The 11,741-nt window shown below is 68.8% G+C and carries 12 protein-coding genes; 2 read left to right on the forward strand and 10 right to left on the reverse strand.

The window, feature by feature from the left end:
- Positions 1–690 precede the first annotated feature (690 nt).
- Complete coding sequence (gene fnr / locus ACFPN1_RS00985) at positions 691–1,452, forward strand: fumarate/nitrate reduction transcriptional regulator Fnr (RefSeq protein ID WP_386752221.1); 762 nt, start codon at positions 691–693, stop codon at positions 1,450–1,452.
- A gap of 133 nt (positions 1,453–1,585) precedes the next feature.
- Here the strand turns inward: fnr and ACFPN1_RS00990 are convergent, their stop codons facing one another.
- From ACFPN1_RS00990 to ccoN, 10 genes are all read right to left on the reverse strand, one after another.
- Positions 1,586–2,308, reverse strand: a complete 723-nt coding sequence (locus ACFPN1_RS00990; RefSeq protein WP_386752222.1) for a sulfite exporter TauE/SafE family protein — start codon at positions 2,306–2,308, stop codon at positions 1,586–1,588.
- Entirely contained in the window at positions 2,298–2,492 is a 195-nt protein-coding gene (ccoS, locus tag ACFPN1_RS00995; RefSeq protein ID WP_386752223.1) for a cbb3-type cytochrome oxidase assembly protein CcoS, read from the reverse strand. The genes ACFPN1_RS00990 and ccoS overlap by 11 nt, the downstream gene beginning before the upstream one ends.
- Positions 2,489–4,963, reverse strand: coding sequence for a heavy metal translocating P-type ATPase (locus ACFPN1_RS01000; RefSeq protein WP_386752225.1), 2,475 nt, complete (start codon positions 4,961–4,963; stop codon positions 2,489–2,491). Before ACFPN1_RS01000 ends, ccoS begins: the two co-directional genes overlap by 4 nt.
- 2 nt (positions 4,964–4,965) lie before the next feature.
- Positions 4,966–5,493, reverse strand: coding sequence for a FixH family protein (locus ACFPN1_RS01005; RefSeq protein ID WP_386752227.1), 528 nt, complete (start codon positions 5,491–5,493; stop codon positions 4,966–4,968).
- Complete coding sequence (locus tag ACFPN1_RS01010) at positions 5,490–7,094, reverse strand: 4Fe-4S dicluster domain-containing protein (protein ID WP_386752229.1); 1,605 nt, start codon at positions 7,092–7,094, stop codon at positions 5,490–5,492. Before ACFPN1_RS01010 ends, ACFPN1_RS01005 begins: the two co-directional genes overlap by 4 nt.
- An 81-nt stretch (positions 7,095–7,175) precedes the next feature.
- Positions 7,176–7,463 carry a hypothetical protein gene (locus ACFPN1_RS01015; RefSeq protein WP_386752231.1) on the reverse strand — a complete coding sequence of 96 codons (288 nt, stop codon included), beginning with the start codon at positions 7,461–7,463 and terminating at the stop codon, positions 7,176–7,178.
- A 13-nt stretch (positions 7,464–7,476) separates the two neighbouring features.
- A complete protein-coding gene (gene ccoP / locus ACFPN1_RS01020) occupies positions 7,477–8,427 on the reverse strand; it encodes a cytochrome-c oxidase, cbb3-type subunit III (protein ID WP_386752233.1) in 951 nt (316 codons plus the stop codon).
- The gene (locus tag ACFPN1_RS01025; RefSeq protein ID WP_386752235.1) at positions 8,424–8,582 is read right to left on the reverse strand and encodes a cbb3-type cytochrome oxidase subunit 3; all 159 of its coding nucleotides are present in this window, start codon (positions 8,580–8,582) and stop codon (positions 8,424–8,426) included. The genes ccoP and ACFPN1_RS01025 overlap by 4 nt, the downstream gene beginning before the upstream one ends.
- 3 nt (positions 8,583–8,585) lie before the next feature.
- On the reverse strand, positions 8,586–9,221 hold the full coding sequence (ccoO, locus tag ACFPN1_RS01030; protein WP_386752237.1) for a cytochrome-c oxidase, cbb3-type subunit II: 636 nt from the start codon (positions 9,219–9,221) through the stop codon (positions 8,586–8,588).
- 9 nt (positions 9,222–9,230) lie between these two features.
- Entirely contained in the window at positions 9,231–10,739 is a 1,509-nt protein-coding gene (ccoN, locus tag ACFPN1_RS01035; protein WP_386752238.1) for a cytochrome-c oxidase, cbb3-type subunit I, read from the reverse strand.
- A gap of 137 nt (positions 10,740–10,876) precedes the next feature.
- Here ccoN and ACFPN1_RS01040 point away from each other — a divergent pair, with 137 nt between their 5' ends.
- Positions 10,877–11,692 (forward strand): universal stress protein, encoded by an 816-nt coding sequence (locus ACFPN1_RS01040; RefSeq protein ID WP_386752240.1) that lies wholly within the window; start codon positions 10,877–10,879, stop codon positions 11,690–11,692.
- The last annotated feature ends 49 nt before the right edge of the window (positions 11,693–11,741 follow it).

Below are 11,741 nucleotides of genomic sequence, written 5' to 3' on the forward strand. Positions count from 1 at the left end.
GAATCCAAGGGCGTTGCTCTCAGGCTTTTGCTCGTCATCCCCGCGCAAGCGGAATCCAAGGGCGTTGCTCTTTGGCCTTTGCTCGTCATCCCCGCGAAAGCGGGGATCCAGTGCCTTTGCCTTTGTTTGTGCGATTGCCACACGAGTGCCGTACGGGCTTCGGAACGACGCGCTCCCCACCGCACTGGGGGTTGCTCCGACCCTCCGGACGGCAGTCCCTGCCTTTAGTCGGGCTGCAGGCCATCCATGGCCTGCTCTCCGCAACCCCCAGTGCGGTGGGGACCGCTTATCGCGAGCGTGAGGCACACGACTTCGTTTGAGCACGTTCATGACGCGTCGCCCATGGACCAACCTTGGAGGCCGATCGGATTGCGGATCCCGGGCAGCTCTTCCAGCATCGAACGACGAACGAAGCGAGTTGCTCCTGTCGTTGCATCGGAAGCAACAGCGCAAATCAAAGGCAGCTCGCTGCGCTCGCTCCCCCTCATCCGCCTTCGGCACCTTCTCCCCGCAGGCGGGGAGAAGGAGAGAGCATGGGCTCTTGCGCTCCGTGTCCGCTTCGGGCCTTTTTCTTCTCCCCGCAGGGCGGGGGAAAGGAGAGCGTCGGCCGCGAACACCTGAAAAACTGCGCCCAGGACCCACCGCCAGAACCCACCGTCCAAAGCCCCGCCACAGTGGCACCATAAGCCCATGAGCGAAGCCCCCGTCCTCGACCTGGCCAGCCTCCGCCGAGGCTGTGCGCACTGTTCGCTGCAGCAGCTGTGCCTGCCGGCGGGAATCGGTGCGCAGGATCTGCAGAAGCTGGACGACATCGTCCGCCGCCGGCGTCCGGTCGAGCGTGGCGAGCGGCTGTTCCGCCCGGGCGACGCGCTCAATGCCGTCTATGTCGCGCGCGACGGCGCCTTCAAGACCGTCAGCATCAGTGAGGAGGGCGAGGAGCAGGTCGTCGGCTTCCACCTGCCGGGCGAACTCATCGGGCTGGATGCGCTCGGTGCCGGCGTGCACCGCTGCGAAGCCGTCGCCCTCACCACGGCCAACGTGTGCGAGGTGCCATTCGACCAACTCTCATTCGTGGCCTCGCAACTGCCGAGCCTGCAGCAGCAGTTGCTGCGCATCATAGGCCAGAGCGTGGGACGCGATCAGGACCATCTGGGCATCCTCGTGCGGCGCCAGGCCGGAGAGCGCATTGCGTTGTTCCTGCACGGTCTCGCCGAGCGCTATCGCAACATCGGCCAGTCGGCCACGCGGTTCAAGCTGCCGATGAGCCGCGACGACATCGCGCATTACCTCGGCCTCGCGCTGGAAACCGTCAGCCGCGGCTTCGGCAAGCTGCAGGAAGACGGCGTTATCGAGGTCGTCGGCCGCCAGGTCGAGATCCGCGATCCGGTCGAACTCAACCGCCTCGCGCATAACGCCGAGCACGAGGAGCCGCGGCGTCGCGGCCGCGCCTGAGCAACGTCGCCCATTGCCGGGAAGGATGAATTCCGGCCGGCTTCATGCATCTCGCATCGGCGGCATCTGTACGCCGATGGCGTCCAACGCGCGGCTTCGCCAACCGGCCGTCGAACCGGGGCCTGCACACCAGCTAGACCGAAAGACTCCGGCACCCCAACGCGCCGAGCACGCCGTGCACGACCGGCACCTGCATCAACAGCGGTGCCGCAAGCGTGAGTACCCCGGCCGACATCACGCACACCCCCATCGCCGTGCGCCAGCCGCCGCGCTGCAGTCGCTGGCCGAGGCGGGCGCCGGCCCAGGTCAGCGGCAGCATGACCGGCAATGTGCCCAGGCCGAAGGCCGTCATCGTCATCGCGCCGTGCAGCGCGCTGGCCTGCAGCCAGGCCGCGGCGAGCAGCGTCGTGCTCAGGCCGCACGGCATCCAGCCCCACAGCAGGCCGAGCGCCATGCGCCGGGCGGCCGTGTCGGCGGGCAGCAGCCGCCGTTGCAAGGGACGCAGCCAATGCCACACGCGACCGCCACCGGAATGGAGAAAGCCCAGCCGTCCGTTCCGATCGAGCAGACGCAGCGCCGCCATGATGAGCACGAGGCCAACCGTGGCGCGCAAAGCGAGCGTGAGTTCCGGCATGCGCGCCAGATCGAGCAGGCCGTGGCCGATGCCCCCGACGATCGCGCCGGCGAGCGCGTAACCGCCCACGCGGCCCAGGTTGGGTTGCAGCGCCATCCACCAGCCGCCGCGCTGTCGCACCGACAGACCGGTGGCGATGCCGCCGCACATCGCCGCGCAATGCGCGCCACCGAGCAGGCCGCTGAGCAACGCGCCGGCGAGGACCATCCAGTCAATCGGCATCGCGGTAGTCCTGCTTGCGCGAGGGGGTGGGATCGCGGCCGTCGGGAATTTCGTCGACGAGGATGTCGAGCGCGGGCGTGTCCAGATCGTCGAACTGCCCGCGCTTCACCGCCCACACGAAGGCACCGATCGCCAGCGCGAGCAGCATGACGCTCAGCGGTACCAGCAGCAGGAGGATGTTCATGCGGGCACCTCGCGTGCCGTCGCGGTCGTCGCCGCGGGATCGCGCGAGCGGCCGGTTCGCGCCCGACGCAACGCGTTGAGCGTGACCGCCAGCGACGACAGGGTCATGCCCAGCGCCGCCAGCCAGGGCGTGACGAGTCCCATCGCCGCGAGCGGCAGCGCCAGCAGGTTGTAGCCCAGCGCCCAGGCGAGGTTGCCGCGCACGATGCGGCGTGTGCGTCGCGCCAGCGCGATCGCGGCGGGAAGGCGCAGCAGGGAAGGCGAGGTGAGCACGAGATCGGCAGCGCGCTGCGCCAGCGCGGCGCCTTCGCCCATGGCGATCGACACGTCGGCGCCAGCGAGCACGGGCGCGTCGTTGAGTCCGTCGCCGACCATCGCCACGCGGCGGCCCGCCTGTTGCAGGCCGCGCACGAAGTCGAGCTTGTCTTCAGGCGCCTGGCGTGCCCGTGCATCGGCGATGTCGCAGCGTACGGCGAAGCGCTGCACGGCATCGACCGCATCGCCGCTGCACAGGTGCAAGGCGATGCCGGCTTCGCGCAACGCCCGCAATGCCGCTTGCGCATCCGTACGTTCGCGCTCGCGCAGCTCGAATCGCGCGTGGGCGAAATGGCCGTCGCCCAGCCACACCGCGCCGTCGTCCTCGCCTTCGCAGGCGAAGCCGGCGCGGCCCAGCCGCCAGTGGCGGCCGTCGACGCGCCCGGCGATGCCGACGCCGGGATGCGCGGCGACGTCGGTGGCGACGATGAAGAGTCCGCCATCCGCGCACGCCTCGCGGAAAGCATGCGCCAGCGGATGCGTGCTGTCGCGTTCCAGCGCCATCGCGATGCGCAACGCGTCGTCGCGCTGCAGCCCGCCGAAAGTTTCCACGCGTTCCACTCGCGGTCGGCCGTCGCCGAGCGTGCCAGTCTTGTCCAGCACCACGTCGCTGATGCGGGCGAGGCGGTCGAGCGCATCGGCCTGCAGCGGCAGCACGCCGAGACGGGCGAGTGCGCCGTTCGCGGCCGCCAGCGCTGCGGGCACCGACAGCGATAGCGCGCACGGACAACTGATCACCAGCAGCGCGAGCGTGACTTCGAACGCGCGCGCGGGATCGTGGATCCGCCACGCGCCATAGGTGATGGCCGCCGCGACCAGCAGCCCCAGCACGAACCCGCCCGCGATCCGGTCGGCCGCACGCGCGAGTGGCGGACGGTGCGCCTGCGCCTGTTCGACCAGGCGCGTGAGTTGCGACAGGCGCGTGGTTGCGCCGGTGGCCGTGACGCGGATCCGGGCGGGACGCTCACGGCAGGCCGTGCCTGCGAATACGTCAGCCCCCGCGACCTTGGCCACTGCCTGCGATTCACCGGTCAGCAGCGCTTCCTCGAAACTCGCCTGCGTGTCCAGCAGCACGCCATCGGCAGGCACGCTGTCGCCCGCCGGAATGCAGACCACGTCGCCCGCTTCGAGCATCCCGACCGGCACCTGCTCACGCGTGCCATCGGCGCGTTCGCGCGTGGCAAACGCGGGACGCGCACGCGCCAGCGCATCGACCTGCGCCGTCGCGACGCTGCGCGCGCGCTGCTCGAGCATGCGTGCCGCGAGCAGCAGGAACACGAACATCACCGCCGCGTCGTACCAGACCTGTGGTCCGCCGCGCACGGTTTCGACCAGGCTGGCGCCATAGGCAAGCAGAGTCGACGTCGCGACCAGCGTGTCCATGCCCAGGCGGCGATGGCGCAGTTCACGCACGCAGCCGGCGAGGAACGGCCAGCCGGAGTAGAAGACGACCGGCGTGGACACGAGGAAGGCGATCCAGCGCAGGAAGTCGCGCATCGCCACGGACATCGTGGCGTTGGTATCGAGATAGAGCGCTTCGGCGAACATCATCGCCTGCATCGCACCGAGCCCGGCGACGCCCAACCGCAGCAGCCAGCGGTTGCGCTCCGTACGGCGCGCGCGTTCGGCTGCTTCGCCGGTGGCGAGGTAGGGCCGGTAACCGAGCGCGTGCAGGCGCCGCAACGGCAGCGACAGCGCGGTGCGCGCCGGATCCCAGGCGATGCGGATGCGGCCGGTGACGGCGTTCGCGCTGACTTCGAGCACGCCGGGTTCGCGCGCAAGTGCGCGATCGATCAGCCACGCGCAGGCCGCGCAGCGCATTCCGTCGGTGAGCAGCGTGATTTCGCGTCCGCCGTCGATGGTGCGGGCGTGTCCGGCGAGCACGTCCTCGCGATCCCACAACGCCAGGTCGGCATCGTCCGCATCGACGCGCGCCAAAGGCGCACTGCGCAGGCGGTAGTAATCGTCCAGTCGCGCGTCGCGGATCCACTGCGTTGCGGCTGCGCAGCCGCTGCAGCAGAAGGCGCGGTCGTGGCCGTCCACGCGCAGCAGCGCCGGCAAGGCGGGCAGGGCTTCGCCGCAGTGGAAGCACGTGGCGACGACGGCCGTGGCCGCTGCTGCGGAGGTGGCTTCCAGTGCGGCGTGCACGGCGGCCATGTTCAGTTCCCGCCGACTGCGGGATGCAGGTAGGCGGCCTGCTGCTTCGCGGCCCAGCGTCCCTGCAGGCGCCATGCGCCGTCGTCGGGCCCGAGTTGCACGTTCCAGTCGTGCGACAGGTCGACGTCGGCCTGCGCGCGCCAACTGGTTTTCGACGCGGCGAGGTGGATGTCGCGGTCGAGTTCGGCGCGCGAGGGATGGTGCAGCGACAGCAGCAGCGGCGCCGCGCGATCAAACGCACCATCCACCGGCAGCACTTCGACCGTGCCTTTGCCGGTGCGCACGATCGCGCTCAGGTGCAATTGCCGGGCCTTCGCATCCGGACCGAGGTCGGCGACCTGCACCTGCGCGGTGCGCGTCACCCGGTCGGCCACGGCATCGTCGGTGCCCGGCGAACGCGACGCGGTCACCAGCAGCGCGATGGTGGCGATCACCGCGGCCGCGGGAATCGCCGCGATCAGCCACACCATCGGCTCGCGCCAGGCGCTGCGGCGTTCGGTGCCCTTCACGCGGTTGTCGAGGGTCATCATGGCGTCGGTCCGAAGAAGCTGCTTTCCACCTGTTTGCGCACGCTGCCGTCGCGCGCGGCGACCACGAAGTGCACTTCCTTCCGGCCATGCACGTCGTCGTCGGCAAGCACGGTCACCGGCACCGAGGCGACTTCGCCGGCCGCCACGGTGACCGACGCCGGCGCCTGCAGGCGCAGCGCGTCGTTGCGATCGTCGTGTTCGTGTTCGTCGCGGTTCGCGCGTCCGTCATCGTCATCCGTGCGCAGGGAGATCAGGTAGTCCTGCGCGCGCTCGGTCTTGTTCACCAGCTTGAGCGTGTAGCCGTTCTCGATGCCGTCGGCGGTTTCGCGATAGAGCGCGTTGCGGTCGCGCAGCACTTCCGCGATCAGCGGCGCGCGCGTGCCTACGCCCCAGGCGAAGGCACCGAGCAGTACCAGCAAAAGACCGCCATAGACGAAGATGCGCGGCCGCAGCACGCGGGTCGGGCGCCCGTCCAGCGCGTTCTGCGTGGTGTAGCGGATCAGGCCGCGGGCGAAGCCCATCTTGTCCATCACCTCGTCGCAGGCGTCGACGCAGGCGCCGCAGGCGATGCACTCGTACTGCAGGCCGTTGCGGATGTCGATGCCGACCGGGCAGACCTGCACGCAGATCGTGCAGTCGATGCAGTCGCCCAGCTGCTCCGGCGCGAATTTCGGCAAGGGCTGGACGTCGGTGCCGGCATCGAAGGCGGCTTGGTCGAAGGTGATCGTGCCGTGCGCCTGCAGTCGCGCATCGGCCGCGCTGGGATGGCGGCTGGCACGGAACACGTAGTCGTAGGCCAGCGCCTTCTCCAGCAGGCCGCGGCCACGCTGCACGATGTCGCCGAGCCCGCGCTTGCGCGGACCGCGCGGCTCCCCGCGCATCGGGTCGTAGGCGATCAGCAGGGTGTTGCGATCGAACATCGCGCTCTGGAAGCGCGCGTAGGGGCACATGTACTTGCACACCTGCTCGCGCAGGAAGCCGGCGTTGCCCCAGGTGGCCAGCGCATAGAACAGCACCCAGAAGGTTTCCCACCCGCCCCATGCGAACGGCACCAGCCGCGCGCCCAAAGAGGTGATCGGCGTGAAGAAGCCGACGAAGGTGAAGCCGGTCCACAGCGCGAACACCAGCCACAGCAGGTGCTTGGCGCCCTTGCGCAGCAGCTTGCGGGCCGACCACGGCGCGGCGTCGAGCCTGATGCGCGCGTTGCGATCGCCTTCGGTCCAGCGCTCCATCCACAGGAAGGTTTCCGTCCACACCGTCTGCGGGCAGGCGTAGCCGCACCACAGGCGCCCGGCGAGCGCGGTGAAGAAGAACAGCGACACGCCGGCGATGACCAGCAGCAACGCCAGCAGCGGAAAATCCTGCGGCCAGAAGGTGAGGCCGAACACGTGGAACTTGCGCGCCGGCAGATCGAACAGCACCGCCTGCCGCCCGTCCCAGCGCAGCCACGGGAACGCGTAGAACATGCCCAGCAGCCACACCACCGCGACCTTGCGCAGGCGGTCGAAGCGGCCGCTGACGTCGCGCGGGTAGACCTTGCGCTCGCTGACGTAGAACGAGCCCTCGGTCTCGGTCAGGGCGATGTCGATCGACTTGTTCAACTCCACGATTCCTTCAACAACTTCGCATGCGGCCGGATTGCGTAGCCCGGCTAAGGCCGTAGGCCGCACCCGGGTTGCGCTTCACCGCAACGCCTGATTGAACCGGCTCGCCGGCCGCAGCAGCCACCAGGTGAACAGGCTCGACGAGGCGGTGGCGAGCCAGAACATGAAGAACCCCACCGTGTAGCCCAGTTCGCGGGTGATCTGCAGCGACGGGAAGGTCATGTCGCGCAGCGCCAGCGGATCGACGAAGGCGAAGAACACCATCGTCGCCACGCCAGCGGCGAAGAAGCTGGGCCACGCAATCGCGCCGATGCGCTGCGCGAGTGGGCGCGGTGGATGATCGAACCCGGGCGCTGGCGTGCTCACGATGCGCGGCCCTTCACTTTCCGGCCTGGGTCGCATGCGCCGCACCCTTGCCCTGCGGCGGGTTCGACAGCGACCACACGTAGGCTGCCACCAGGCGCGCGCGCGTCTCGCCGAGCAGTTCGCGGTGCGCGGGCATCGAGCCGTGCCGTCCCTTCGCGATCGTCTGGTGAATCGCCGCATTGCTGCTGCCGTACAGCCAGTAGTCGTCGGTCAGGTCCGGCGCGCCCATCTGCTGGTTGCCCTTGCCGTCGATGCCGTGGCAGGCGACGCAGATGCCCTCGTACAGTTTCCTGCCCTGCGCGGCCATGTAGTCGTTCTGCAGCGACTGGCCCGGCGTGCCCAGCGTGCGCACATAGGCGACGACGTAATCGACCGCGTTCTCGCCGCCCATGCCGGTGAGCACCGTGCCCCATTCGGGCATCACGCCTTCGCGGCCGTCGAGCACGGTTTCCAGCACGCGTTCGGGCGCGCCGCCCCAGTGCCAGATGTCGTCGGTGAGGTTGGGATAGCCGACCGCGCCTTGCGCCGACGAACCGTGGCAGGTCGCGCAGGTGTTGTTGAAGATCGAGCGGCCCAGTCGCGTCGCTTCCGGATCCGCGGCCAGCACGTTGATCGGCTGGTTCCTGAACGGTGCGAACGTGCCTTCCAGCGTCGCGTCGTACGCGGCTTTGCGATCGGCATGTTCCTGCTGCGACGACCAGCGCGCATAGCCCGCGAAATTGCCGAACCCCGGATACCAGGCCAGGTAGCCGATGCCGAAGACGATGGTGAGCCAGAACAGGTTGATCCACCACTTCGGCAGCGGCTTGTTGTACTCGGTGAGATCGCCGTCCCACACGTGGCTGGTGTCTTCGGGCTTCGGATCGCCCGGACGGCGCTTGGCCGTCCACCACAGCAGCCACGCGCAGCCGCCGATGTTGAGCACGATCAGCGCGATGACGTACCACGACCAGCCGCTGCTCATCGTTCGTTCTCCCTGCCTTCACCCAGCGTGTCGCCTTCATCCAGCGGCAGTCGCGCCGCTTCCTCGAAATCCCTGCGGCGGCGCGGGCTCCACGCCCACGCCCAGCCGGCCAGGAACACCACCAGCAAGGTCGCCGTGACGATTCCCGACACCATGGCTCAGCCCCCCCGCGGTGCGTGCTTGCCGAGCGCCTGCAGATAGGCGACCACAGCGTCGAGTTCGGTCTTGCCGGCGACGTCGTCGGCGGCCTTTGCTATTTCCGCATCGGTGTAGGGATCGCCCAGCGCCTTGAGCGCGTGCATGTGCGCGGCGATCTCCTTCCCGTCGAGTTCGTTCTTCGCCAGCCACGGGAAGCTCGGCATGTTCGATTCGGGTACCACGTCGCGCGGATTGGTCAGGTGCACGCGGTGCCAGTCGTCCGAGTAGCGGCCGCCGACCCGGGCGAGATCGGGCCCGGTGCGCTTGGAGCCCCACTGGAACGGGCGGTCGTAGACCGATTCGCCGGCCAGCGAGTAGTGGCCGTAGCGTTCGGTTTCGAAACGCAGCGTGCGCACCATCTGCGAGTGGCAGTTGTAGCAGCCCTCGCGCACGTACACGTCGCGGCCGGCGAGCTGCAGCGCGGGGTAGGGCTTCACGCCGGGCAGCGGCTTGATCGTCTCGGCCTGGTGCATCAGCGGCACGATCTCGGCGAGGCCGCCGAAGGACACCACCACCGCGATCAGCACGGCCATCAGGCCGACGTTCTTCTCGATCTTCTCGTGTGCGTTGCCGTTGTGTTGCGTGTTGTCGCTCATGTCCAGTCCTCAGGCGCGCGCATCGCTGATGTCGGGGGCGAGCACCGGCTGCGGTGTGCGGTCCTTCGCCATGGCGAAGGTCTTCCAGGTGTTCAGCGCCATCAGTCCCATGCCCGCGAGCACCAGCAGGCCGCCGCCGAAACGCGCCAGGTAGTAGGGATAGGTGGCGTTGAGCGCTTCGACGAAGCTGTAGGTCAGCGTGCCGTCGGCATTGGTCGCGCGCCACATCAGGCCCTGCATCACGCCGGCGATCCACATCGAGGCGATGTAGAGCAGCACGCCGAGCGTGTGCACCCAGAAGTGCGTGTCGATCCACTTCGTCGAGTACATCGAGGCCTGGCCGAGCAGGCGCGGCAGCAACGCGTAGAGCGAGCCGATCGAGATCATCGCCACCCAGCCCAGCGCACCGGCGTGCACGTGGCCGATGGTCCAGTCGGTGTAGTGCGACAGCGAGTTGACCGTCTTGATCGACATCATCGGTCCCTCGAAGGTGGCGATCATGTAGAAGCTGATCGCGACGATGAGGAACTTGAGGATCGGATCGGTGCGCAGCTTGTGCCACACGCCGGAGAGCGTGAGGATGCCGTTCATCGCGCCGCCCCACGACGGCGCCAGCAGGATCAGCGAGAACACCATGCCCACCGACTGCGCCCAGTCGGGCAGCGCGGTGTACTGCAGGTGGTGCGGGCCGGCCCACATGTACACGGCGATCAGCGCCCAGAAGTGCACGATCGACAGCCGGTACGAGTAGACCGGGCGTCCGGCCTGCTTGGGCACGAAGTAGTACATCATCCCCAGGAAGCCTGCGGTCAGCAGGAAGCCCACCGCGTTGTGGCCGTACCACCACTGCACCATCGCATCGACCGCGCCGCTGTAGACCGGGTACGACTTCCACAGGCCGGCCGGGATCGCGACGTTGTTGACGATGTGCAGCAGCGCGATGGCGAGGATGTAGCCGCCGTAGAACCAGTTGGCGACGTAGATGTGCTTCACCTTGCGTTTGGCGATGGTGCCGAAGAAGAGCACCGCGTAGGCGACCCAGACGACGGTGATCAGGTAGTCGATCGGCCATTCCAGCTCGGCGTATTCCTTGCCCTGGGTGAGGCCCATCGGCAGGGTGATCGCCGCGGCGACGATGACCGCCTGCCAGCCCCAGAAGACGAATGCGGCAAGACGATCCGACAACAGCCGCACATGGCAGGTGCGCTGCACCACGTGCAGCGAGGTGGCGAACAGCGCGCTGCCGCCGAACGCGAAGATCACCGCATTGGTATGCAGCGGACGCAGGCGGCCGTAGCTGAGCCACGGGATGCCCTCGAACAGGGTCGGCCAGTACAGCTGGGCGGCGATCAGCACGCCCACCGCCATGCCGACGATGCCCCAGACCACGGTCGCGACCGAGAACTGCAGCACCACCCTGTCGTTGTAATAGCCGTCGCGCGGCGCCGCGGGCTCGGTGCCGGTCAAGGAATACGGCGCGCCGCCGGCCAGCGGTTGCGCGGCATCGTTCGCAGTCATGGGGGCTTCCTTCGGAATGACAGGCGTATTTTCGGAAGCCGGATCGGGGGCGACTTGATCCGGATCAAGTCGCCCGGAATTCGCCTGATGGAGCATGGTCCGGCGGCAGAATTTCCCCCTGCCATGGGAGCGTCCTCATGGATCTGCTGGTTCGCGCTACCCGCTACCCGGACTGGGATCCCGGCGTGGTGTTCGCCACGCGCCTGGCTGGCCAGCTGCGCGCCGGACTGACGACCCTGCACGTGGTCGAAGGCGGCATCCCGCCCGTCTGGGAATACGACGCGGGCCTGCTCTACGCCGAGTACCTGCGCGCCATCGACGAGCAGTTGCGCGATGCCCGCGCCGCCGGGCCGGCGTTCGAGGCCTGGGCGGGCTCGCTCGGCGCGGTCGCGCCGCGCTGGCTGGTGACCCATGGCCAGGTCGGCGATGCGCTGGATTACGCCGGCAACTGGCACGACCTGGTGGTGCTGGCGCGCGATGCCGCCGATCCCTGGGGCAGCCCGGCGGCGCTGGCCTCCATCGTGCTGCACGTGGGCCAGCCCTGCCTGGTCGTGCCGCCGGGTCGCACGGAACTGAAGCTCGAGTGCATCGCGGTGGCCTGGAACGGCTCGATCGAGGCGATCCGTGCGTTGCACGGTGCGCTGCCGCTGCTGCGGCGTGCACAGCGGATCGTGCTGCTCATGGGGCAGCGCAAGACGCTGCTGGCGTCGGTGCCGTCGCCCGAGTTCGCGCTGGAGGCCTGGTGCCGGCGGCACGAGCTCGCGGTGGAATTCGAAGTGCTCGACGAAGAGGCCGACAAGGGTGCGCCGATCCACGACGCTGCCCGCGCGGCGTACGCCGACCTGCTGGTGATGGGCGCCTACGGCCGCTCGCGTTTTTCCGAACGCGTGCTGGGCGGCGTGACGCGCTACATGCTCCAGCAGGACGATCTGCCGCTGCTGTTGCGGCATTAGCGCAGGCATCGACATCCGTAGGAGCGGGCCATGCCCGCGCCCGACCGGC

Source organism: Lysobacter yangpyeongensis, from assembly GCF_042655745.1.
In the GTDB taxonomy this organism is placed as follows: domain Bacteria; phylum Pseudomonadota; class Gammaproteobacteria; order Xanthomonadales; family Xanthomonadaceae; genus Agrilutibacter; species Agrilutibacter yangpyeongensis.

Bases quoted from the DNA above. Each gene is read 5' to 3' on its own strand.
- fnr (WP_386752221.1), top strand. From the start codon at position 691: ATGAGCGAAGCCCCCGTCCTCGACCTGGCCAGCCTCCGCCGAGGCTGT.
- ACFPN1_RS00990 (WP_386752222.1), bottom strand. From the start codon at position 2,308: ATGCCGATTGACTGGATGGTCCTCGCCGGCGCGTTGCTCAGCGGCCTG.
- ccoS (WP_386752223.1), bottom strand. From the start codon at position 2,492: ATGAACATCCTCCTGCTGCTGGTACCGCTGAGCGTCATGCTGCTCGCG.
- ACFPN1_RS01000 (WP_386752225.1), bottom strand. From the start codon at position 4,963: ATGGCCGCCGTGCACGCCGCACTGGAAGCCACCTCCGCAGCAGCGGCC.
- ACFPN1_RS01005 (WP_386752227.1), bottom strand. From the start codon at position 5,493: ATGATGACCCTCGACAACCGCGTGAAGGGCACCGAACGCCGCAGCGCC.
- ccoP (WP_386752233.1), bottom strand. From the start codon at position 8,427: ATGAGCAGCGGCTGGTCGTGGTACGTCATCGCGCTGATCGTGCTCAAC.
- ACFPN1_RS01025 (WP_386752235.1), bottom strand. From the start codon at position 8,582: ATGGTGTCGGGAATCGTCACGGCGACCTTGCTGGTGGTGTTCCTGGCC.
- ccoO (WP_386752237.1), bottom strand. From the start codon at position 9,221: ATGAGCGACAACACGCAACACAACGGCAACGCACACGAGAAGATCGAG.
- ccoN (WP_386752238.1), bottom strand. From the start codon at position 10,739: ATGACTGCGAACGATGCCGCGCAACCGCTGGCCGGCGGCGCGCCGTAT.
- ACFPN1_RS01040 (WP_386752240.1), top strand. From the start codon at position 10,877: ATGGATCTGCTGGTTCGCGCTACCCGCTACCCGGACTGGGATCCCGGC.